Annotated in this window: 18 protein-coding genes and 1 pseudogene; 14 read left to right on the forward strand and 5 right to left on the reverse strand. The window is 53.9% G+C overall.

The window, feature by feature from the left end:
* Positions 1 to 60: 60 nt before the first annotated feature.
* Positions 61 to 219, reverse strand: a pseudogene (locus ACL2XQ_RS00970) (transposase domain-containing protein); the annotation flags it as partial.
* Positions 220 to 310: 91 nt separating this feature from the next.
* A complete protein-coding gene (locus ACL2XQ_RS00975; protein ID WP_413739945.1) occupies positions 311 to 763 on the reverse strand; it encodes an acyltransferase in 453 nt (150 codons plus the stop codon).
* Positions 764 to 922: 159 nt separating this feature from the next.
* Between ACL2XQ_RS00975 and ACL2XQ_RS00980 the strand changes: the two genes are divergently transcribed.
* The 3 genes from ACL2XQ_RS00980 (at position 923) to ACL2XQ_RS00990 (ending at position 2,235) form a co-directional block, all read left to right on the forward strand.
* Positions 923 to 1,078 carry a hypothetical protein gene (locus ACL2XQ_RS00980; RefSeq protein WP_413721909.1) on the forward strand — a complete coding sequence of 52 codons (156 nt, stop codon included), beginning with the start codon at positions 923 to 925 and terminating at the stop codon, positions 1,076 to 1,078.
* A 182-nt stretch (positions 1,079 to 1,260) separates the two neighbouring features.
* Positions 1,261 to 1,554, forward strand: coding sequence for a hypothetical protein (locus ACL2XQ_RS00985; protein ID WP_413739946.1), 294 nt, complete (start codon positions 1,261 to 1,263; stop codon positions 1,552 to 1,554).
* A gap of 459 nt (positions 1,555 to 2,013) precedes the next feature.
* Positions 2,014 to 2,235 carry a hypothetical protein gene (locus ACL2XQ_RS00990; protein WP_413739947.1) on the forward strand — a complete coding sequence of 74 codons (222 nt, stop codon included), beginning with the start codon at positions 2,014 to 2,016 and terminating at the stop codon, positions 2,233 to 2,235.
* A gap of 119 nt (positions 2,236 to 2,354) precedes the next feature.
* Here the strand turns inward: ACL2XQ_RS00990 and ACL2XQ_RS00995 are convergent, their stop codons facing one another.
* A complete protein-coding gene (locus ACL2XQ_RS00995) occupies positions 2,355 to 2,537 on the reverse strand; it encodes a hypothetical protein (protein WP_413739948.1) in 183 nt (60 codons plus the stop codon).
* Positions 2,538 to 2,864: 327 nt separating this feature from the next.
* Here ACL2XQ_RS00995 and ACL2XQ_RS01000 point away from each other — a divergent pair, with 327 nt between their 5' ends.
* Both ACL2XQ_RS01000 and ACL2XQ_RS01005 read left to right on the forward strand, forming a co-directional pair.
* The gene (locus ACL2XQ_RS01000; protein WP_413739949.1) at positions 2,865 to 4,724 is read left to right on the forward strand and encodes a glycoside hydrolase family 15 protein; all 1,860 of its coding nucleotides are present in this window, start codon (positions 2,865 to 2,867) and stop codon (positions 4,722 to 4,724) included.
* Positions 4,725 to 5,730: 1,006 nt separating this feature from the next.
* Positions 5,731 to 10,317, forward strand: coding sequence for a hypothetical protein (locus ACL2XQ_RS01005; RefSeq protein WP_413739950.1), 4,587 nt, complete (start codon positions 5,731 to 5,733; stop codon positions 10,315 to 10,317).
* 70 nt (positions 10,318 to 10,387) lie between these two features.
* Here the strand turns inward: ACL2XQ_RS01005 and ACL2XQ_RS01010 are convergent, their stop codons facing one another.
* The gene (locus ACL2XQ_RS01010; protein ID WP_413721913.1) at positions 10,388 to 11,191 is read right to left on the reverse strand and encodes a shikimate dehydrogenase family protein; all 804 of its coding nucleotides are present in this window, start codon (positions 11,189 to 11,191) and stop codon (positions 10,388 to 10,390) included.
* A gap of 267 nt (positions 11,192 to 11,458) precedes the next feature.
* Between ACL2XQ_RS01010 and ACL2XQ_RS01015 the strand changes: the two genes are divergently transcribed.
* From ACL2XQ_RS01015 to ACL2XQ_RS01045, 7 genes are all read left to right on the forward strand, one after another.
* Positions 11,459 to 12,517, forward strand: coding sequence for an NAD(P)-dependent alcohol dehydrogenase (locus tag ACL2XQ_RS01015; RefSeq protein WP_410012514.1), 1,059 nt, complete (start codon positions 11,459 to 11,461; stop codon positions 12,515 to 12,517).
* Positions 12,518 to 13,886: 1,369 nt separating this feature from the next.
* Complete coding sequence (locus ACL2XQ_RS01020; RefSeq protein WP_410012513.1) at positions 13,887 to 14,393, forward strand: ferritin-like domain-containing protein; 507 nt, start codon at positions 13,887 to 13,889, stop codon at positions 14,391 to 14,393.
* Positions 14,394 to 14,491: 98 nt separating this feature from the next.
* Positions 14,492 to 15,412 (forward strand): manganese catalase family protein, encoded by a 921-nt coding sequence (locus ACL2XQ_RS01025; protein ID WP_413739951.1) that lies wholly within the window; start codon positions 14,492 to 14,494, stop codon positions 15,410 to 15,412.
* 310 nt (positions 15,413 to 15,722) lie between these two features.
* A complete protein-coding gene (locus ACL2XQ_RS01030; RefSeq protein WP_413739953.1) occupies positions 15,723 to 17,159 on the forward strand; it encodes a cytochrome ubiquinol oxidase subunit I in 1,437 nt (478 codons plus the stop codon).
* Between the two features lie 2 nt (positions 17,160 to 17,161).
* Entirely contained in the window at positions 17,162 to 18,172 is a 1,011-nt protein-coding gene (gene cydB / locus ACL2XQ_RS01035; protein ID WP_413739954.1) for a cytochrome d ubiquinol oxidase subunit II, read from the forward strand.
* Positions 18,173 to 18,203: 31 nt separating this feature from the next.
* Positions 18,204 to 18,350 (forward strand): DUF2474 domain-containing protein, encoded by a 147-nt coding sequence (locus ACL2XQ_RS01040; protein ID WP_413723529.1) that lies wholly within the window; start codon positions 18,204 to 18,206, stop codon positions 18,348 to 18,350.
* 603 nt (positions 18,351 to 18,953) lie between these two features.
* The gene (locus ACL2XQ_RS01045; protein WP_413739955.1) at positions 18,954 to 19,118 is read left to right on the forward strand and encodes a general stress protein; all 165 of its coding nucleotides are present in this window, start codon (positions 18,954 to 18,956) and stop codon (positions 19,116 to 19,118) included.
* 323 nt (positions 19,119 to 19,441) lie between these two features.
* Here the strand turns inward: ACL2XQ_RS01045 and ACL2XQ_RS01050 are convergent, their stop codons facing one another.
* Positions 19,442 to 20,329, reverse strand: coding sequence for a LysR family transcriptional regulator (locus ACL2XQ_RS01050; protein WP_413739956.1), 888 nt, complete (start codon positions 20,327 to 20,329; stop codon positions 19,442 to 19,444).
* A 115-nt stretch (positions 20,330 to 20,444) separates the two neighbouring features.
* Between ACL2XQ_RS01050 and ACL2XQ_RS01055 the strand changes: the two genes are divergently transcribed.
* Both ACL2XQ_RS01055 and ACL2XQ_RS01060 read left to right on the forward strand, forming a co-directional pair.
* Positions 20,445 to 21,428, forward strand: coding sequence for an NAD-dependent epimerase/dehydratase family protein (locus tag ACL2XQ_RS01055; protein WP_413731458.1), 984 nt, complete (start codon positions 20,445 to 20,447; stop codon positions 21,426 to 21,428).
* A gap of 221 nt (positions 21,429 to 21,649) precedes the next feature.
* Entirely contained in the window at positions 21,650 to 22,606 is a 957-nt protein-coding gene (locus ACL2XQ_RS01060; protein ID WP_413721919.1) for a GNAT family N-acetyltransferase, read from the forward strand.
* Positions 22,607 to 22,630 lie beyond the last annotated feature (24 nt).

Here is a 22,630-nt window from a genome sequence, read left to right on the forward strand (position 1 = left end):
TACGTTTTAGCGGTGGTGGATGCCGGTACTCACAGCGTCAACTCTGGGCCGTATTGACGCTTATTCAGTAGGGATTTTGAGGTTCCACGGCAGGGGATCTGTGATTTTATTGATGGGATGATCCGCGATAATTTCCAGCACATGGCGCAGATACGCTTCCGGCCCCACGCCGTTCAGTTTGCAACTGCCGATCAGCATATACATTAATGCCGCCCGATCGACGTCGCTGTTTTACGCCGAGTTGCCCTATTCTCAAATTTATCTTTAGTAGAACTCGGGCCTATGGGACTGTTAAAAAGGGCCGAGCCTTTTACAACGTTCTAATCAATCGGGCTGGGTTGCCGGCATAAATCCCTTTCACCGTCACGGGATTGACCACAACCCCCCCAGCCCCTATCACCGACCCGCTGCAAATGAAATCGGTTAATATCGTCGCACCGCTGCCGATGGTGACATTATCGCCAAGGCTGATTTTAATCCAACTTGCTGGATTTGGGTCTGGCGCACCACACCTGAATAAATCATTGGCGAATGTGACATTATGCCCAATAAAACAGTTCTCCCCCAATGACACGTTCTCACAAATGAACGTGTGTGACTGCACACGGCTGCCGCGCCCAATGACACATCCTTTCTGAATCTCAACGAAGGGGCCGATAAAAACATCATCATGAAGCTCACATTCATAAATGTTCGACGGTATCATCACTTTGACGTTATCTCCGGTAGTCACGTCTCGTATGTCACAACTGATAATTTTCATAACCCATCCATAGTTTATTTGTTGCCGCCAATGTAAAAAGACCCACTGAGGTTGGAGATGTCAACATGGGTCAATGGAAATATACTGTGTCCAGCAGAATTAATTTATAACTCTTATCACAATTATTGTTGGCGTAAATGAAAAATAACTGATTGCGATATGAAGTTGGATGAACAACATCCAGATTTGTTATATTTTAATGCTAAAAATGCTATATGGAATGATAATAATGTTAATGCAAATATATATGCCGCTAACCTATGTCCTAATAGCGATGTATTTTACGGTGAGCAATCATGGCCTGAGCCGCAATAGTATTTACAAAGGCATATGTTATTCTTTTCTGGCCAATTTTTTGATATTGCTCGCGCCCGATAACCTAAGCATTGATAATATCACTCAAGACGGTATGTTATCGTACCTCTCTGCATCATCACTCACGATAATTATCATGCTTATCGTGTTATTTCTTTATTATCTTTGCAAAAGGGGAAAAATTGAATAATGTCAATGCAGGACCGGATAATGCCGAAGTAGCGCGTGGTATAGGTAGCGACATGGCCTGGGGCGCGACGTTCGGCGCGGTGTCCGGCGGCCCCGTCGGGGCAATGGTGGGGGCCGGTTGTGCCGCCGTGCAAAATGTGGTGCAAGGAGCGGTGAAACACGGCCCCGTGGCTGTAACTATGCCAACGGTTCCTATGGGACCTACGCCTTTCATGTCCGGCGCACCGCCGACCATCAATGGCATGTCTATAGACGAATTTTTAAAAAAACATAAAGCGCTTAATTAAGCCTTTATCAACGATTTGATTGCTTACATTCAATCTGGGAAGTCTTTTGCTGGATGCTTTCTGCTTCTTCTCTATGTTATGCCACCCTGTTGATTAAACAACAGTGAAAGGTTAATATCATGCTTGTAGACCCCCGGTGCGACCTCTGCGCAAGCATGCCCCCGGGGGCTTGTTTTTATATAGGCTAGACAGCATTATATTTCATAATATTTTTCGGTAAATTAAAAGTATGATTTTAATCATGCAGTAACTTTATTTTTTCATTTTATCTTTTAATTCAATTACATTAATTGGTTTTTTTAGATTCCTAGGTGTTATCTTTTCTTTATATCATTACATGATGAAAGGTATTGCCTATGTCATCGATCAGCCGTTGGTGTTGTTAATGAGATAAGTGGTTCAGAACACTATTGTGATCGATAATGATATACATAAGGAATCATCCGAGAGAGGGTGCTGATGACCCGCATCGCGATCGATTTACCTGAAGAAGATCTCCGGCAATGGGATAATCTGGCCGCTATTCACCCTCTCTCCCATGCAGGGTTAATCAGGCAAGCCTTGTCCGACTACCTTGCAGATAATTGCACCGGTAGTAATAATAATGCGTTTGGCCTATGGGCTAAAAGCAATACTGACGGGATTTTCTTTGAAAGCCAGATCCGCCAGGAATGGAAATGAGTGTTTGATGGGCTACGTTTGATATAGATATCAGTTTTAAAATGGCGTTGAAAAGAGCCTCGCAATCTGGTTTGACCAGTTATACATTCAGCGTTACAGGTCATCCGCGGGTGGCTTATTTATGCCTGAAATTCAGTCGCCGCAAGGCTTTCCACGCTTTCCCAGTCAACATAAGTACTGGATTCAATCAACATCAACTTACTGACAATAGTACAATTGTGGCTATATCCCGCTTCGATCATGTTTGTATCCGTGAGGTCGGCTGCATGGCCCACAGCCGGCGTAAAATCCTTGATATCCATATGCGCCGTCCGTTGCCAGCCACGACCGAGACCCTGCGCCGGGCCGATACGGCTAGGCGTTCAACTACTTGGTAAGCCACTGATAGGCGTTGTGTTATTACAGCACCGATAGTTGTTTAGCCCCTCCGGTTTTTAGTACCACTGCCACTTGTGGCATCCCGCCCATTAACTTCTGGCTAGGGGATCAAGGGTTTATTCCCGGGCGCCGGCAGCGCGCCGGGTTATGGAATGCTGAAGCCTGTGACAATGATCACGGTTGTACTACGCTTAATCGTATCCTACGCCGCGGCCGCCGGCGTTCATTGATGAGCCAGGAATCAGCCAGTTGTGAAGAACAAAACCTTTATCTCACCCGCCCGGGAACAGGGGTACGCGGAGCTGGGCGACTATGCCGCGATTGGCGAGGGCCGTTCCGTGGCGCTGATCGCCCCGGACGGCGCCATTGACTGGTGGTGCGCGCCCAATATCGATTCACCGCCGCTGTTCGACCGCATACTCGATGCAGGTATCGGCGGGTATTTTCAGCTGGTTCCGGAGGGGGCCTGGCGTATGCGGCGCGGTTACCGCCGGGACAGCAATGTGCTGGAAACCCATTACGAGACGGCAAGCGGCAGCGTGCGGATAACGGAATCGCTGAACAGTACCTTGGCGGGCCGCCTGCCGTGGAGCGAACTGGCGCGGCGCGTCGAGGGGCTGGAGGGGACGGTGCGCATGCTGTTGCGATTAAAGCTGGGTACGCGCGCCGAAACGCAGTCGCCCTGGCTGGATGACGCGCAGGGCATACCGGTGTTTCATCTTGGCGATCTGATGGCGATGCTGCGTTTTTCCGAGGATATCACCCTTACCGACAGCGGCGATGAAGGGGTAAGCGGCTTTTTTATTACCCGCCCCGAGTCCCGCTCGCTGGTGGCGCTGGTGGCCACGGAACGGGAGCCGCTGGCGGTGCCGCCGCTGGCGAAGATTGACCAGCGTATCGAGACCAGCGATCGCGCCTGGCGCGACTGGGCGGACAATCTCACCTGGGATGGTCCTTATACCGATCACGTTAAACGTTCGGCCCTGGCCCTGAAGTTCCTGTGGTATGCGCCCACCGGCGCGCTGGCCGCGGCGGCCACCGCTTCGCTGCCGGAAGGGCTGGGCGGCGGGAAAAATTACGATTACCGCTATGCCTGGGTACGCGACGCCTGCCTGATCATCAAGGCGTTTGTTTATCTTGGCGCGCTGGAGGATTGCAAAGCGGCCTTCTCCTGGCTGACCAATACCATTATCCGCCATGATGGCGTACTGCGCGCCTGCTATACCCTTGAGGGCGGGCTGGTGCCCGAGGAGCGCTTCCTGCCGTTGAAAGGGTACCGGGGCACCCAGCCGGTACGGTCCGGCAATAATGCCAGCGACCAGGTCCAGCTCAGCATGTATGGCGATATGCTGGCTACCGCGCGCCTCTTTATCGATGCCGGTCATATCCTGGATCTCTCAACGTCGCGGCTGTTGGGCCATCTCGCCAACCGCTGCGCCGACAGCTGGCGCGAACAGGACAGCGGTATCTGGGAACTGCCGGAAAAACAGCATTATACGCATTCAAAGATGGCCTGCTGGCTGGCATTGGACCAGGCTGTCGCCCTGGCGGACGCGGGCCATATCGAACCGACCTGGAAAGGGCGCTGGCAACGGGAGCGCGACCGCATCAGCGCCTGGATTGAGCGGCACTGCTGGTCTGAACAGCGCCATGCTTACACCTTCTACGCCGGCAGCGACAGGCTGGACGCGGCCATCGCGCTGACCCACTATTATGGCAGCAAGGTCAATCCGGCACGCATGCTCTCCACGCTTGGCGTTATCCAGCGGGAACTGGGCGAGGGCGGCCCGCTGGTTTATCGCTACTCCGGCATGGACAAAGAGGAAAGCGCATTTGTCGCCTGCGCCTTTTGGCTGGTGGAAGCGCTGGCGAATATGGGGCGCCAGGCGGCGGCGGATAACGCCATGGAAGAGATTTTAGCGACGCTTTGCCAGACGGGGAATGTGCAGATCTTCAATGAGATGTTTGATACTAAAACCCAGACCTGGCGCGGCAATATGCCGCAGGGCTTGAGCCATCTGGCGCTGATCTGCGCGGCAAAAGGACTGGCCGGGGGCGCTACCGGGCAAGGGCAGGCCCTGACCCGATCGCCGCCCGCGGATAAGGCGTAGGCGTTCAGAGATAAATCCTTGTCCGGAGCGGAGTGATGGCGCCCGTGATGGCCGGGCGGCTGCGATAATAATAGCGCCGGCAGCGTCCTTCGGGAAGGGAACCTGGGCCAAGGTTGCCTTTACAAAGGCTTCAGGCGCGCCGGCTGCTGACAATCCAATAAAAAATCAAAAAAGGAATGCGGCGGGTTTTTATCATTCCCGCCGTCAATGTCGCTTTTGAAAACGTTTATTGCTGATGAAGGTTTTTATTTGTGAGTAATTTATATGATTTCTTCTTTAATAAGATATTAATTTAGCTATTGTATATTAATCAATTTTTTAATCGTGAATTCTGTAAGGTAATTTATATATTAAATATATGTTATTAGTGTTTGCAATAGCCCGGTGTGTATTTTGGGTTAACAACGCGAGTGCTATATAAAAGATCTTTAAAATATAAATATCCATTATCATCATTGGGGGAAATAAAATGAACACTATTTTTCCATCGCTATGGCCGCCGCAGGCGTACCCTGACTATGAAAAGAAAGGCCATAACAAATTAAATAATAATTTAACTGCCGGGTACCTATACCACCATGCCCCGCAGCGAAATAATGCCATTCTTAGCGGAGAAGAACTTTTCCATAGGGCGCACGTTCTCAAACAAGAAAGCAGCCGGCAGCTTGATGATAAGTCTCGCCAAATAGCCACGTTAAATCAGCCCCAAAATATTTTCGAGCGCATCCTCTATGGTCTTTTGCTGGTGTCCTCCTTAAAAGTAGCACAGCAACATCAGGTAAAACCACCGGCAATGTCTTCTTCTTTCCCACGGCCATTCCTCCCTCCGGAGCGAAGGATAAAACGCGAGGCTTTGCCAGCCCTGCACGATTACGCCGCCGAAAGAAATTATCGCCTTGCCACATACCTTAATAAAAATATAGGCGTCGGAATTAATCCCGACTTCACGGATGATAAACATCTGGCCATAATAATTATCGACAGCATCGATCGGCATCCGGAGCTTATGCCTGATGTTGCCCGGCTGACGTTGTACGGCAGTCAGCTCTATGGAGAACGCAGGGGAGAGACACTCAGGCCTTTACAGCAAAAGGGACTGATAGGACAACTGCTTTGCCAGCTTATTTTCAGGGAAGACAATATCGCTCTGCGCATAGCGAAATTATTTGATGCTAATCGCAGCATCACGCACCAGGCGTTTGCCGCCCTGGTGGAAACATGGCCGTTGTCAGAAAGTTATGTGCGGAATAAATGGTTGTGGCAGGAAAAGTACGAGGCAATGGAAATTCCGACGCTGTATCTGAAAAGCTATTTTCACGTCAAGGACCAGCCGGCATGGATGGCGCAAAATCAGACTGCCATCCTTGATCTCGATAATTTGTGGGTCGGCAGCCTGACCTGGACATTATTGCATTTCGGCGCCCGGGCAATTGTGCTTGATAACCCGGATAACCTTATATCGTCATCCCTGTCATCCCTGATTGAATTAGGTATTGGCCTGGTCAGTACATCCTGGCATGGCTTGCTGGCCACAAGCGCGGAATCGACAATGTATCTGGGATTGGTGTTGTATTATTTGCGCGCCCGCCCTGAGCTGAGCATTGGGCAGATAATGGCCGAGGGCAGCTTGGATGAAGTGTTTGCCTGGTTTAAGGCCGATCTGGAAAAGCGGCATCTCACCGCGCAACATCTGTATGACAGTTTTAGCTATTACAAAATCAATTTTCAACGGCCCGTATGGCGTTCGCGCAAGTCGGCGGCGGAGGAATTACTCAAGCAGCACTGCGGCAGCGCGCAAGCTCTCATTATGGGCTATGACAATCTGGATAGACATGACCCCCCATCGCATGCTCCGGACCCTGTCGGGCAGTTAATGAGATCGTCCACGGCCCGGCAATGCGTGGCTAACGGTGCGTCGATCCCGAATCTGGATACTTTTTATCGTCGGGAGGTGGACCGGTTCGCGATGAAAATCCGCGCCCTGGACACGGCGCTGCTGGAAGCGGTATTTATGCCCAGTGATGTTCTTGATGATAATCTACAAGCGGATGATGAGCGGTTTCTGCAAGGAGCGGAAATTAAATGGGTGGCCCCGCGGCTGACTCAGCGCCGGACCATACAGGATATGTTTTATTCAAATAAGCCTATTCATTATCTTAGTAAACCGGATACGTTTTTTTTCCAGGGCGGTCAGGGGAGCGATCGCCGGCTATTTGCACTTCGGATCACAGATATGGGCTATCTGCTGCGCAAGATTGCGGTTAATGATCCGCATCTTGGCACCCTGATGCCGTTTATGGCGGACTGGCCGCTCCCGGAGCGGGTCTCGCAGCACGAATTTACCCTTCTGCCATTAAATAATACCGGCATCTCAAAAGAGCCGAATGAAACATTGTCCCTGTTTCTGGAGCGTTATGCCGATTTCCATTACCAGCTTTACCGGCTCAAAATCCATGAAATGGGGTACGAAGAGGAGAAGTCTGGTTTTCATCAGCTTATGGCATCGTTGCCGGGGCTTATCATCCCTTTCTATGGTTGTGCCAACGCCCTGCACGCCGGACAAGCCCAGGATGCCTTTACCTCATGCCTGATGGACGGCGCTCTGGTGGGCTTGCCGCTGGTGTTTACCGGCGTCAGGGCCGGTCTGGGGTTGTTCAGGAGCGCGGCGATTGGCGCCGCCAGGACCTTGAGCGGGCCGGTATTCAGCGCCTCGGGACAAGAAGTCTTCAGGAATATAGTGCCGACAAGGATACAACTCGCCGGGGGTATCGAGGCTACCCACGCCCAATTATGGCCATTTATGGATACCGTGGGAAAAGGCATACTGAAAAGTGTCGACCCTGGTTTTGCCGCCGCCCGATCGCTGAGTATATTGACTAAAGGCCTGTATCTGGCCCTCCTTGGCAGGACGACCGTCGGGGTGGTGGCGTGGCGATCCAATATTGCAAAAGTGACCAGCGGACTGCCGAAATTTGTGCCCGCAATCCACGTACAGGATGCAAAAATAGTCTTTGGCGCCGAGGGCAGGGTCCCTTTAACCGTGGCCATCAAGGGCGTCATCTATCCTGTGGCGAAAGTACAAAACAGCAGCATAGTGGCGGTTGAGACCGGTGAGCGTACCCTCGACGGCAAGCTGCTGTTTGTCCAAATGGATCTGCAAAGCCAGTTCGGTATTTATAAGAAATACTATTGTCTGGAAACGGGTAGTGCCGTGTGTAATCTGGCCGAATATAGCCTGCCGGATTTCAGGATTGAAAAAAATGCCGAAATACCTCCTGCAACAGAGGTGCAGCTTTTTTGGCCGCTTTCCAGCAGCACGCCTATTTATTTGTTGGTTGTGCATCCGCTCCATATTCTGGATATAGCCGACAAGACATGGGTGATGTTTGAGATCAACGGCAGACGCTGGGCTTTCTCCAGGGACAATGGCACCCTGATGCCGGCGGATAATCTCGATGATGCGCAGGTGCGCGTCCGCCGAAGCGGCGAAGCCATTGCCATGATCCACACGGGCGATAACGACCGGACATTCTCGCTGCGTTTCACGCCAATGCGGCATCAAAAAAAGCGCGAAGCCGCTCTGCCGCGGGTTTTGGACTGGCATCAGTTATTGACTAACTATACGCTCAATGAAGATGAATCCACGGGTTTTAACGCCCTGATCCATGACGAAACGCACCTGGACGTGCAGATAGGCGATGCGCGCTATTTATTATTGCCCGAAAAAAACGCCGCCACCTTCCTGATGTGCCACCCGGCGCAGGCTAACGCGCCGGTGTTCCGGGTGGCATATCAGGTTGGTAAGGGCGATTTCGTTTTTGCCTCGCCGTGCGAACCGCTCAATGCCCACCATATCGGTGAATTATTGCGCCGGAAAATTGCCGATCATCCCCAGGCCACCCAGGAGCCTTATATTAATATCCTGTTGCCGCCTTTGGTGAACGGCGCCTTCCGCTACGGCAATAAAATGTTCCTTAATCTCGGCGGGCGGTTTTTACATATCGCGCCGTTTAACGGGGTTTATCACACACTGTCCCTGGACGAGGGTGAGGCGGGGTCCGTTAATAGTTACTGGACCCTGCGTTATGAATTATTTACGGGCTGCTTCGATATCATTGACATAAGCGACCGACCTCCCGCGCCCGGTCATGACGCAGGCTCGCTCTCGCGGTTTGAGAAACTCGCCGCACGGACATATGCAAAAAGCAGGTTTCCCTCCCTGGCGGCGCTTTGCCGCAGGGAAAACGCGACTCAGGACGCGGCGTTGGCCCAGGGGCATCCGCTTCGTACCCGCTTACGGCAGGTGGCGTTGCTGCTGCGTCTTGATCCGCTGCGGCGAGACGAGATCCTGCACGCCTCAAGCAGTGCGCTGCGTACCTTTAAAATGGATAAAACCCTGCCGGCGGAGTGGACGGCGGAATACCCGCCTTTGGCGCTCTGGGCCACGTTGGTTAATGTGGTGGCGGCCTGCCAGCGCGACCGTTCGCAAGGCAACCCGTGGTCAAGCAGGCAATTGGCTTTCATCGCTGATCATCCATGGCACTTTTTCCCGCCGTTATTGATAACCCAAGGCCCCGATTGCAGAGCAACCCTCATTAACGAAGACGCGGCCCATGAAGTTATTTTCGAGCAGAAAGGAATAGCGCTGGCGCCATTGGCATCGGAAACGGGATACCGTCGCTGGTTTCCGGCCCCGGGCGGCAATCAGCCGACAATAGTGACCAAATTCATCCTGGCGGAGACACAGCAGCCCATTTTCTGGGTGGACGGGGATAACCAGATCTGGGCGCAGACGCCCGACGGCGTTAAAACCCGGCTATATCGGCAAGCCAGCCACCATCCCGTCGACGATATTATCGTTTCACCGGACGGCGATATCGTCGTATTGGTTACCGAGCGCACACAAGGCAGGATCCGGGCCTTATATTATCATCTGCCGTTTATGGGCAGTCCGTCGGCGGGACAGGATAAAGAATTCTTCGAAGAAGCCTTGCTGACGGGTATCTTTGTCCCCGGCCGGGCGTTGTGGGTTACAAACCAGGGCGATTTATACGCACCATGGGAAAAGCACTGGTCTTTTTTGGAAGACGACCATCCACGCTGGGCGACGCCTGAGGGTTTCCAGCCGGATTTTGTGTCCCCCGACCAGCGTTTTCTTGGTTTTGTTAAGCGCGATGTGAATATGGCCGACCATGAAATCCTGTTACATGATACGACCAACAATAAACAACACCTATTGCCACGCAGCCAGCCCTTATTCTGCGAGGGCATTGGATTGGGCAGAATGGTGAGCGCCGCGTTCTCAGCCCTGAACGCGCTGGTGGCGGTAGGTTTTGCCGATGGTTATATTGAAATATTCCGTATTGGCGGCGGCGAGGAGACCGGAGGCGTTTTTTCGCTTGGTTATGCGCGGCTGCCGATGGGCCGGTTCATCCTGACGGATACGGTTCTGCCCAAACCAAAACAGATGGTGATGAAATTTAACAATGCTTTTGACCAATTGCTGGTGTTCCACGATGTGGGTGATTTCCGGGCAGACCATCAGGGCAATGGGACCTACGCTGTTTCAGAGATCTCCCTGGCGGAATTATAGACAGGTTCGTTCGTATCATTCCGGCTCAAACTTCCCGGCGTGGCCCATGGCCTGGCGGGAGAGCCGCTCATCAGCTCAGCATAAAGTCGATAAGCAGCGGGACCTGCGCCATGATCATTTCCTTGCCGTAATGGACCGGCAATCCGGCCTGGGCGGCGTTGGCCAGCAGAGGCGTTTGCTCCGGGAACACCACAATATCGCACACCACCGTGGAGGCATCCAGGTAGCGCAATGAAAAGGGCTGTGCGGTATCGCCGCCCATGCCGACGGAGGTGCCGTTAATGGCGATATCCACCTCCCGGGGAAATTCATTGCCCTGCTCAATTAACACTCCGGGATAAAGGGACCGCAGCTGTTGACACAGCGCGGAGGCTTTACCGGCGGTGCGATTGAAGATAACCAGCCGACGGGCGCCATGGGCGGCCACCGCAAAGGCAATCGCCGCCGCCGCGCCGCCGGCGCCGGCCAGATAAACGCTTTTGCCCCGGATGCCATATCCCCGTGTTTGCAAACCGGCGACAAACCCTTCCCCATCCATCATGGTGCCGCTTAACCGGCCGTCGGGAGCGCGCTTAAATACGTTACAGGCTCCGATGGCCCTGGCTGAGTCGGATACCCTATCCAGCAGGGGCAACACGTTGCGCTTGTGCGGCATGGTGACGACCGCGCCGCAAAAATTGCGGCAGGCCTTCAGCCCGTTAATGGCGTCCGCTAAACCGGCGGAGTCGACATGCAAAGGGATCATCAGCGTGTCCGTGATCCGTCGCTCGCGCAGCGCGGCATTGATTAACATGGGGGATTTAGCCTGTGCCACCGGATCGCCGATAATGCCCAGGAACCGCAGGTTGCCGTTGACCGTATTGCGTTCGTCCATGCCCGTGCCCGTGAATGATTGCGTGTTATCTGAGCATAAAACAAAAGCCCGCGGGCTGCATCAGCAAGAGAGAATTTGCCCGATGAGAGGGAAGGGGGTTTGTACCGTTAGCGCAGCGTATTCAGCGGCATAGGCGCGCCGGCGCGCGGTTCGCGTGGCGCAAGAAATCAAGCGGAATAGGCAATAATCCGGAAGGATCGGACTGACGCCGGCCCGCCGGGCGCGTGTAAAGTCAGGGAACGCAATTCAATCAACTGGGAGAGATGTATGAAGACTATCGGTTATGCGGCGCTGAAGGCCGGTACCCCACTGGCGCCCTTTTCCTTTGAACGGCGCGCCCTGCGCGGCAATGATGTGGCGATTGAGATTTTGTACTGCGGCGTTTGCCATAGCGATCTCCACCAAAGCCGGGACGACTGGCAAGATTGGGGGCCGACGACCTATCCTTGCGTTCCGGGCCATGAAATCATCGGCCGGGTGATTGAGATCGGCGCCGGCGTTACGCGCCACGCCGTTGGTCAATTGGTGGCGGTGGGAACTATTGTCGACAGTTGCCAGCATTGCGACCAGTGCCGCAAAGATCAGGAACAGATGTGCCGGGAATACCCCACGGTGACCTATAACGGCCACGATCGCCTCACCGGCGAGATCACCCGCGGCGGTTATTCCAAGCATATCGTCGTGCGGGAAGAGTTTGTCCTGACATTGCCGCAGGGGCTCGATCCGGCCCGCGCAGCGCCGTTGCTTTGCGCGGGTATTACCGTTTATTCCCCGTTACGTACCTGGAACGTTGGACCCGGGACCCGGGTCGGGGTCATCGGCATCGGCGGTCTTGGTCACCTGGCGGTTCGGCTGGCCGCGGGCCTGGGCGCCGCGGTGACGGTGATTACCCGCACCGGTGAAAAAGCGGCGGAAGCAACAGCGCTGGGCGCGGAAAAAATGCTGCTGTCCACATCACGAGACGATATGGCGGCGGCAGGGGCTTCTTTTGACGTGATTATCGATACCATTCCCGTTTCTCATGATGTGTCGCCCTACGTGCAACTGCTGGATATTGAAGGCGCGCTGGTGATTGTCGGCAATTTGGGGAATATGGCGGGCTTTAGCAGCCTGCCGTTGATTATGGGACGCCGGCGCATAACCGGTTCACCCTCGGGCGGTATTGCCGAAACCCAGGAAATGCTGGATTTCTGCGCCAGGCAAAACATCCTTCCCGACTGTGAAATCATTCCCATACAGCATATCAATCATGCTTTTGAACGTATGGAGCGTGGCGAGGTGAAATATCGCTTTGTGATTGATATGGCATCGCTGGATATGGCCTAGGTTGTTTCAGGCGTAGGGAACAGGCCGGCATCAGCCGCCACCTTTTTATTGATGGGTTTATACCCTTTGGCCCCTGTCCGCTGTAACAGGACAGGGGCCTTATTATTTTATGCGCTTTCCTTGGATGGCGGGCCATTCCCCCGGACACTTTAACCGGCGGCGCGCGAGGTTTTTTCCCTGGTCCCGGCTGAGTCTCCATACGCAAGCCCACCGTTGCCGTGGCATTATTCTTATTTTTCGCGACCGTGGTTTTTTTGGCTAACAGTCGGTTTGGTTAGCGCGTTGATAATATATATCATTCTCATCTGTGACGTGACATGCGCGTAATAATCCTTTCCCGGCGATGGCGACTGCTGAAAAATAGCGGCCGCCCTGGAAAGAGTAAAATTCTATAACAGACGGATTTAATGTGAATTTTTAATAGAGTTGCATAAAACATAAATCTAATCTAATGAAACAGCTCCCCGCTTCGCTTAATTTCCGGATTGGTGCCACGCCAAACAATCATTATCACTGGCATAAAAAGAGCCGGCGCGTTGATGGTAAAAGTTTATTTTTTTATTTTTCCATGGCAGGGTGCGATGATAACGCTATGAATAAAATGGTTTTTTTATAAAGTCAAAAATATCGATTCAAACTTGCGCTTATCTTAAGATGCGCTACATTTTAATAGGTACAACAAGCGAGACATTAACTAAACAATTAACATCAAGCACCCTCTAATGTTATGAGTGTTGCGCAGAGTTGCAGGAGAATATTCTTATGGCCGCGCAGTGATAGGGCGGGGGAAGATTACTGGACCCTGTGAAATAGGGTGGTCAGCGGATTAAATATACCGCAGACGCTTTATTTTTGTTAAGAGTATCATCCGCGCTGGGGGTTAATTGTTCGTCTTTAATACAATACGGTGAGATAAATTATTCGACGGCACCCATCCATTTAAACCCGGTCAATGTAAACCAGGCTAAAGTGCCAAGCGTATTTATCATCACGGGCATAAAATGACGCAATGACAGCTATATTAAGCAATGGAACATTATTGTATGCCTGCAACGTATCATATTTCATAGCCTGGGCGAAATGGCATTGAAAAATAATGAAATTGACGCTGCACCGTGCAGGGCAGGGTTGTTAGGTACTCTCTTTTCCCCCATGGTTGTTGCCGGATAACCACAAAATGAAAGCGCGGCTGCAGAAATATTTTCTTTTTTCCGCGCGCCGTATCTTGTTAACCATTACTTCAAATTCAAGGCCCGGTTTTTTTGGCACGGCAGCTAAGCCACCCTACCTCCCTGGTGCATACGTTCCTGGCAAAAAGACCACGGATACCACGACAGGCAGGTTTGTTTAATCAATTGAGAGGTGAATCATGACTTACGAAGAAAATTACCACGATTGGCTTCGTGACGCGCACGCCATGGAAAAACAAGCCGAAAGCATGCTGGAAAAAATGGCCGGCCGGCTGGAGCATTATCCCGATCTTAAGGCGCGTCTTGAACTGCATAGAGAAGAAACCCGTCAGCAACTGGTGCTGCTGGAGGACGTGATTGATCGTAATAACATTTCCCGTTCAACCTTAAAAGACGTCATGGGGAAAATGTCGGCCTTTGGGCAGGCGGTGGGCGGCATGACCGCGGAGGACGAAGTGGTTAAAGGCGCCATCAGCGGTTATGTCTTTGAGCATTTTGAAGCCGCTTGCTACACATCGCTTATCGCCGCCGCCAAGCTGGCCGGGGATGTTGAAGGCGCCAGGGTTTTTGAGCAAATCCGCGAACAGGAACTCGCCATGGCCGAATGGGCCTTTACCCATCTGCCGAATGTCACGGAACAGTTTATGGTGCGTTCCGCCACGCCCGATGTCGAGGCGAAAAAATGATCTTGCCGGATAAAGCGACAGGTTGCTTCGTCCGTGGCGAGAATAAGGGAAAACCGGCATGGAAGCATTGAAAATAATAACTTTTGTCGGGAGTGAGCATGTTTAGACACGTAAAACAACTTCAATTTACCGTTCGTGTCGCCCAGCCTAATCCAGGCCTGGCGAATCTTCTGCTGGAGCAATTCGGCGGTCCGCAGGGCGAGCTGGCGGCGGCGTGCCGCTATTTCACCCAGGGCCTCGGGGATGAAGATCCGGGACGCAAGGATTTGCTGCTGGATATCGCCACGGAAGAACTGAGCCATCTGGAAATTATCGGCTCATTGGTCGGCATGCTTAATAAAGGCGCCAAGGGCGATCTGGCGGAAGGCACCGAACAAGAGGCGGAATTGTATCGTTCATTAACCGGCAACGGCAATAGCAGCCATACGACGGCATTGCTGTATGGCGGCGGACCGGCATTAACGAATTCCGCCGGCGTGCCCTGGACCGCGGCGTATATTGATACCATCGGTGAAGTGACCGCCGATCTGCGATCGAATATCGCCGCCGAAGCGCGGGCGAAAATCATCTATGAACGTCTGATTAATCTGACGGACGATCCCGGGGTAAAGGATGCGTTGGGTTTTCTGATGACGCGTGAAGTGGCGCACCAGATTTCGTTTGAAAAGGCGTTGTATTCCATTCGCAATAACTTTCCGCCGGGCAAGCTTCCGCCTATTGAAAAATATGCCACCACGTATTTTAATATGTCGGATGGCGGCGAGGTGCGCGGTAGCTGGAATTCGGATGAAAACTTCGCGTACGTCGCCAATCCCGCGCCGGCGGTTGACGGGGGTGATGGCGGCGCCAGCGTGGCGCTGCCGCCCAAGCAGCAGGCCAATGTGGATACCCTGGCGCTGCGTACCCAATCCGATCCGCAGGTGAATCCCATCACCGGCGCGGAAATCGGCGCGGTGCCCCCGATTGAGAACGAGGCGGCCGGGCAGACCAAACCCGCGAAGAAAAGCAAGAAAAAATAAAAACCCCGCGGTTTACCCACGGCATCTTTTGCCGGGGTAAACCGCTGCTATTGGCGTTATTGGCTTATAATAGGTGAGCTGGCCTGGAAAACATCTTTGCCCATTGCTTCCCGTCACGCTGCTTATGGCCTCTCATCAATAAGGCTATTTTTATTACACGGGCAGGATCCTGGCCAGACTGAGCAACCAATGTTATCCCTTAATTGCCGTGCCTGGGCGTGAGCGCAGCAATGCGGCTTATCGCGACGTCTCAGGACGGTGGCAACGGCTAAAAGCCCCTCTCAGGAGAGCCGGGCAAGCAGAGGTAAGCATGGGCGATATGCACGCGTTTATACTGGCAAGGATACAGTTTGCCTTTACCGTTTCTTTTCATATCATTTTCCCCGCTATCACTATCGGTCTGGCCAGTTTCCTGGCGGTGCTGGAAGCCCTATGGCTTAAAACCCGGCGGGAAAGCTATCGCGATCTTTATCATTTCTGGCTAAAAATATTTGCCATTAATTTTGGTATGGGCGTGGTCTCGGGTCTGGTTATGGCCTATCAATTCGGCACCAACTGGAGCGGGTTTTCGGCTTTTGCCGGATCCATCACCGGCCCTTTGCTGACCTATGAAGTCCTGACCGCCTTTTTCCTTGAAGCCGGATTTCTCGGCGTTATGCTATTTGGCTGGGATAGGGTGGGGCCGGGATTACATTTCTTTTCCACCTGTATGGTGATGCTGGGCACGATAATGTCCACGTTCTGGATCCTGGCCTCCAATAGCTGGATGCATACGCCGCAGGGGTTCGAGATTGTCAACGGCCAGGTTGTCCCGGTGGATTGGCTGGCGGTGATTTTTAATCCCTCGTTTCCTTATCGATTGCTGCATATGACCATCGCCGCGTTTCTGGCCTCCGCTTTTTTCGTCGGCGCCTCCGGCGCCTGGCATTTGCTGCGCGGCAATAATAGTGCGCCGGTACGTATCATGTTTTCAATGGCGATGTGGATGGCGCTGTGCGTCGCCCCCATACAAGCTTTTGTCGGCGACGCGCACGGTCTTAATACGCTTGAACATCAGCCCGCCAAAATCGCCGCCATAGAGGGGCATTGGGAGAATACCGCCGGCCGGGCCACGCCGCTGATTGTGTTCGGCTTGCCCGACATGCGCGCGGAAAAAACGCGCTTTGCGCTGGAAATACCTTATCTCGGCAGTCTTATTCTTACCCATAGCCTGGACAAGCCCATTCCCGCGCTGAAGGATTTTCCGCCGGATGAACGTCCGAACTCCACCATTATCTTTTGGTCATTCCGGATCATGGTCGGCCTGGGCTTATTGATGATCACCGTGGGCGTCGCCGGCCTGTATTTGCGCTGGCGCGGCACATTATTTCACAGCCGCCCGTTTCATCAATTTGTTTTATATATGGGCCCTTCAGGGTTGCTGGCGATCATTGCCGGCTGGTTTACCACTGAAATAGGCCGCCAGCCATGGGTTGTTTATGGCCTGCTGCGTACCAGGGACGCGGTGTCGGCCCACGGCGCGCTGCATATGAGCATCAGCCTGCTGGCGTTTATCGTGGTTTATTTTGCCGTCTTTGGCACCGGCATTATCTATATGCTCCGGCTTATCAGGCAGGGGCCGCAATCCAGCAGCGGACGGCACGCGCCGGAAGGCGGCCCCGGACAGAAGCGGACGCCGGCCCGGCCGTTGTCGGCGGCGGACAATGGCGCCGCCGGCGACGAGGGTTTTCCTGAGGGGAGACACTAATTATGGGCATCGATCTTCCGCTGATTTGGCTGATCATCATTATTTTCAGCATCATGATGTATGTGGTCATGGATGGTTTTGATCTGGGCATCGGCCTGCTTTTTCCGCTGGTGAAAGAACGCCACGATCGCGATGTTATGATGAATACCATTGCGCCGGTGTGGGATGGGAATGAAACCTGGCTGGTGATGGGCGGGGCCGGATTATTCGGCGCATTCCCGCTTGCCTATTCGGTGATTCTGGACGCGTTGGCAATCCCACTTACCCTGATGCTTATCGGATTGATATTTCGCGGCGTGGCGTTTGAATTCCGCTTTAAGGCCGCCCCGGAGCGCCAGCATATCTGGGATAAATCATTTTTTGCCGGTTCCCTTATCGCCACCTTTTCGCAAGGGGTGGTATTGGGCGGGTTTATCAATGGCTTTACGGTGCAGGCGCGCCACTACAGCGGCGGCGTCCTGGACTGGCTTACGCCGTTCAGCCTGTTTTGCGGCCTGGGACTTATGGCGGCCTATGCCTTGCTGGGCAGCACCTGGTTAATCATGAAAACCGGCGACCGGCTGCATAGCGACATGAAACGGTGGGCCGGGCTGTTAACCCTGGCGTTGCTGGCCATTATCGCCATTATCAGCGTCTGGACGCCTTTGGCGCAGCCGGCGATTGCGCATCGCTGGTTTAGCCTGCCGAATGTGTTTTTCTTTTTACCCGTGCCGGTGTTGGTATTACTCACGGCCTGGGCGCTGCGGCGCGCGATTATGCGGGACGATACTCATTATTCACCTTTTCTGCTGACCCTGTTTCTTATTTTTATGGGCTATAGCGGCCTGGGCATCAGTATCTGGCCTCATCTTATCCCGCCGTCGATTACCTTTTGGGACGCCGCCGCGCCGCCGCAGAGCCAGGGATTCATGCTGGTCGGCGCCTTGTTTATTATTCCCCTGATCCTGGTCTACACGTTTTGGAGTTATTATGTGTTCCGGGGCAAGGTTACCCATAATGAAGGCTACCATTGAGGGGGACAGAGCTATGGCGCTGATACGAAAAATGAAACATTCACCGTCCTTGCCGTCCTGGTGGGGCCGTATATTTTGGCTGGTGGTGATTTGGTGTGGCAGTGTGATGGCGTTGTTTATTGTTTCTCTAATATTAAGAATGATAATGAGCATGGCAGGATTGAAAATAGCCCACTGATAAGATGTTAAACCGGTATATATCACAGATATGCCTGCCCTGGCAGGCCCTTTTTTTAAATGCCGGCGGGGCATGGCGTTTATTTATGATGGCCTCCTTGAAATAATGAAATGTGGACACACAATAATATTGTAGTCTCATAACGATAAGATGTGATGTTGTTTTTCCCTGGTGAAGTTTTGCCCGCCACCACTCGCTCCGTTGTGGAACGGCGGGATTTTTTTTATCCCCAATCATCCTATTTTTTGCGATGTTTATGGGGGTATCGCGTTTCACCAAATTTAAAGCTTAATTCATCGCTGACGCTCCTGCCGGCGAAAGCACGCCGCATGGCAATAATAAAATATTGCCTGTTTTTTATGCGTTTACCCGTCAGGTTGCCGGGAATATCAATAAGAAATTTTCTTTAATTTTTTTACAAAATGTAACGGCAACAAATAACAATTTGAATAGGAATGCTTTTTATGAAAAATAAGCAAACCTTGCGTTTTGGGCATAATGCGCTAAAGTTAAAAATGTAAGACGCGCATACACTTTATCTCCTGATATACCTATAGATAAAGGTATGCAAATAAGTAAACCATGAAAAAGAGGAATATTATTATGACCGAACATCGTGGTGGTTCAGGTAATTTCGCTGAAGATCGTGATAAAGCCTCTCAAGCCGGTAAAAAAGGCGGCCAGAATAGCGGCGGTAATTTCAAGAACGATCGTGAAAAAGCGTCTGAAGCCGGTAAGAAAGGCGGTCAGAACAGCAGCCGCAGCTAGTGTTGTTCAGTGCAAAACGCACTATCAACAGAGGTAAGTGCCTATAAAGATGTAAGTACCTATACATAGGTGCCTATAACTCTGTTACCCCGGCGCGTTGACTGCCGTCCGTGCCGGGATTTAATTTTACAAGCAAGAATGACGGCTTATTTTTATTATCCGTGTTGGCCATCCGTAGCGTGATGTTACCAGTTGATTTTCGCATTCGTGAACGTGATTTGCCCCGCCGGCTATCCGCTTCATCACCGCCTGCTTTAGCCCATCATGCAGTATTTTCCTGATCTCAGCACCGCGCCTTTAAAACCTTGCTCTCTAAACGCTAGCTAGCCCAGCGCGCCGGTATGCCGTTGCAGGCAAAGCACCAGCGCGTCGAAGGTCGCTTTGCAGCGCGGGCTGGCGCGCAGATCCTCATGCACGATGATCCAGGTGGGCAGGATAAACCCGTACTGTTGCGGCAGTACGCGCACCAGGTCCCCTGCCAGCGCCGTTTGGCATATGCCGATGCCGCAGCCGGCGCGGATAAGCGCCAGTTGGGCCAGATCGCTGTCGGTGCGAAAGGTGAAGGCATCGCGCGTCCATACCGGCAACTGCCTGCGCGCGGCCCGCAGATAAGGCGTTTCTTCATCGAATCCGATCAGCGCATGCCGGGTCAGGTCGGCGGGCGCGGACGGTACGCCGTGCCGGCGCAGATAGTCGCGATGCGCGTAGAGGCCGAGCTTCACATCGCCCACGCGTCTGGCGATAAGCGATTCCTGTTTGGGCGGGGTCATACGAACGGCAATATCGGCTTCGCGCCGCAGTAAGTCCTGTACCCGGTTAGTGGTCACCAGTTCAAGGCGCAGCAGCGGATGCGATTGTTTTAGCTGCGCCAGCATTGGCGGCAATATTTCCGTCCCTATCACTTCGCTGGCCGAAATCCGTACCGTACCGGCGATTTCCCGGCCACGGCCGGTGGCCGCCCTTTCCAGCGCCGCGGCGGTATCGCGCATGGTTTCGGCATACCCCCGTAAGGCTATTGCGCCCTCCGTCGGGGATAAGCCGTTACGCGATCGGATAAACAAGGGCTGGCCGAATGAGGATTCCATGGCGGCGATATGGCGGCCCGCTGTTGGTTGGGTCATGCCCAGGGCACGCGCCGCGCCTGAGAGCGACCCTTCGGTGAGCACGGCGAGAAAAGTGCGGTAGTATTCCCAGCCGATAGTTGAGCCCATAAACTCCCCTCTCTTGTTGACCATACATAAATGTATAGGTTGTAGCCTGACATAGACAATTTCTTTTATACGCCGCCGCATTAAAATTCTCTTATAACCCTTGGGGAGAAATGCGATGAACATAACGGACAATCCGGCGCATACGGCTTTGGTCCTTGGCGCGACTGGCGGCATTGGCGGCGAAGCGGCGCGCAAATTGCATCACGCCGGCTGGCAGGTGCGGGCGCTTTACCGGCAGGCGCCGGCCGCCGGCGAATACCGGGACGGCATCCACTGGCTGCGCGGCGACGCGATGAACCCCGGGGATGTGATGCGCGCGGCGCGGGGGTGCGGCGTGATTGTCCATGCCGTTAATCCGCCGGGCTACCGACGCTGGGCAGAGCTGGTGCTGCCGATGATCGACAATAGCATCCGCGCCGCCGTCGCCGAAAACGCCACCATTATGCTGCCGGGCACGGTTTACAATTATGGACCGGATGCTTTTCCATTGCTGAATGAAGATGCCCCGCAGCATCCGCTGACCCGTAAGGGCGCCATTCGCGTCGAGCTTGAACGGCGTTTGCAGGCGGCGGCCGATCGGGGGGCGCGGGCCATCGTGGTGCGGGCCGGGGATTTTTTTGGCCCACGAGCGGGCAATACCTGGTTCTCGCAAGGCGTGATCAAACCGGGACGGGCGGTGAAGGTGATCAATAGCCCCGGGAAGGCCGGTATCGGCCATCAGTGGTGTTATCTGCCGGACATCGCCGAGACGATGGCGGCGTTGCTGGCCCGGCGTGAGACATTATCGCCTTTCAGCACCTTCCATATGGCGGGGCACTGGGATGATGACGGCATGCAAATGGCGCACGCTATTCGCCGCGTGGTCATGCGCCACGGCGGGCAGCCAGCGTTGCGCGCTTTTCCGTGGTGGCTTACCTCGCTGTTGGCGCCGGTGGTGCCCACCCTGCGTGAACTGCAGGAAATGCGTTATCTCTGGCGCCAGCCGGTTAGGCTTGATAACAGCCGCCTGCAGGCGATGCTGGGCAGCGAACCCCATACGCCGCTGGAGCAGGCGGTGGAAACAACGCTGATGGGCTTGGGGTGTCTTACAGCCCATTGAGGGAAATGCCGGCCCCGGGCGGCCATGATATCACGGCCTCACACACCGGACGCGCGGGGCACCGACGGAGTGATGGTTCCGGCCCCGCGGATACCGTTATTGCCGATCTTATTATGTGATGACCCTCTATGTCCCCGCCGTTACATCGCGTCCAGGCCTCGACAGGATGCCGGATTCGGCCCTATAGTAAGTTGCATAATACAACTATATGGGCAATTTGCATGACAGAGGATGATCTGCCGCTGGTTGACGGCATTCGGGCGGCCTCGCGCCAGATGGTGCGTAAACTGGGGTTTATGCAATCAACCCTGGCTGCAACCGACTATCCGCCTTCGGCTGTGCATGCCATGGTGGAAATTGGCGCGCGGGGCGATATGACGGCGGCGCAGCTCACTGAGCTGCTGGGCCTGGAAAAGTCCAGCGTCAGCCGCATGGTGCGTAAGCTGATTAACGCCGGGGAAGTGAAAGAAACCGCCAGCGCCGTCGATGGGCGCGTCAAACTCCTGGCCTTAACCGCGGCGGGCCAGCGCACCCGGGCCGTTATTGAGGCGTTTGCGCGGCAACAAGTAAGGGCGGCATTGGAACGCATGCAGCAAGCGGAGCGGCAGGCGGTTGCCCGGGGTTTGGCTCTTTATGCCCAAGCCCTGACGTCCCATGGCCAGGCGCCAGCGCAGATCGCCGCGCCGGTGCGTATAGATACGGGTTATCAGCCCGCCGTTATCGGCCGCATCGTACAAATGCATGCGCATTTTTATTCCCGTCATACGGGGTTCGGCCAGTTTTTTGAAGCCAAGGTAGCCAGCGGTTTGGCTGAATTTACCGCCAGGCTGGCCCACCCTGACAACCAATTATGGACCGCCGTCGACAGCGGGCGGATCGTGGGTTCGGTCGCCATTGACGGCGAGGATCTGCCCGGGCGGCAGGCACATTTGCGCTGGTTTATCGTGGAAGAGGGCCTGCACGGGGCGGGTATCGGCCGGCGTTTGCTGCAAGAAGCGCTGGCGTTCTGCGACCGCCGGGCTTTTACCGCCACCCAGCTGTGGACTTTCAGCGGGCTGGATGCGGCGCGGCGTCTTTATGAGTCACAGGGTTTTGTCCTGGCCGAGGCGTCTCCCGGCCGGCAATGGGGCCGGGAAGTGATGGAACAGCGTTTTGTGCGGCCCTGTCACGCGGATTAGCATCACGACAATTTATAATCATCC

It is taken from the genome of Sodalis sp. RH14, assembly GCF_047324285.1.
Classification (GTDB): Bacteria; Pseudomonadota; Gammaproteobacteria; order Enterobacterales; family Enterobacteriaceae; genus Acerihabitans.

Coding starts and splice junctions, on each gene's coding strand:
- ACL2XQ_RS00975 (WP_413739945.1), bottom strand. CDS start 763: ATGAAAATTATCAGTTGTGACATACGAGACGTGACTACCGGAGATAAC.
- ACL2XQ_RS00980 (WP_413721909.1), top strand. CDS start 923: ATGAAGTTGGATGAACAACATCCAGATTTGTTATATTTTAATGCTAAA.
- ACL2XQ_RS00990 (WP_413739947.1), top strand. CDS start 2,014: ATGACCCGCATCGCGATCGATTTACCTGAAGAAGATCTCCGGCAATGG.
- ACL2XQ_RS00995 (WP_413739948.1), bottom strand. CDS start 2,537: ATGGATATCAAGGATTTTACGCCGGCTGTGGGCCATGCAGCCGACCTC.
- ACL2XQ_RS01005 (WP_413739950.1), top strand. CDS start 5,731: ATGCCTGATGTTGCCCGGCTGACGTTGTACGGCAGTCAGCTCTATGGA.
- ACL2XQ_RS01010 (WP_413721913.1), bottom strand. CDS start 11,191: ATGGACGAACGCAATACGGTCAACGGCAACCTGCGGTTCCTGGGCATT.
- ACL2XQ_RS01015 (WP_410012514.1), top strand. CDS start 11,459: ATGAAGACTATCGGTTATGCGGCGCTGAAGGCCGGTACCCCACTGGCG.
- ACL2XQ_RS01020 (WP_410012513.1), top strand. CDS start 13,887: ATGACTTACGAAGAAAATTACCACGATTGGCTTCGTGACGCGCACGCC.
- ACL2XQ_RS01025 (WP_413739951.1), top strand. CDS start 14,492: ATGTTTAGACACGTAAAACAACTTCAATTTACCGTTCGTGTCGCCCAG.
- ACL2XQ_RS01030 (WP_413739953.1), top strand. CDS start 15,723: ATGGGCGATATGCACGCGTTTATACTGGCAAGGATACAGTTTGCCTTT.
- cydB (WP_413739954.1), top strand. CDS start 17,162: ATGGGCATCGATCTTCCGCTGATTTGGCTGATCATCATTATTTTCAGC.
- ACL2XQ_RS01040 (WP_413723529.1), top strand. CDS start 18,204: ATGAAACATTCACCGTCCTTGCCGTCCTGGTGGGGCCGTATATTTTGG.
- ACL2XQ_RS01045 (WP_413739955.1), top strand. CDS start 18,954: ATGACCGAACATCGTGGTGGTTCAGGTAATTTCGCTGAAGATCGTGAT.
- ACL2XQ_RS01050 (WP_413739956.1), bottom strand. CDS start 20,329: ATGGGCTCAACTATCGGCTGGGAATACTACCGCACTTTTCTCGCCGTG.
- ACL2XQ_RS01055 (WP_413731458.1), top strand. CDS start 20,445: ATGAACATAACGGACAATCCGGCGCATACGGCTTTGGTCCTTGGCGCG.
- ACL2XQ_RS01060 (WP_413721919.1), top strand. CDS start 21,650: ATGACAGAGGATGATCTGCCGCTGGTTGACGGCATTCGGGCGGCCTCG.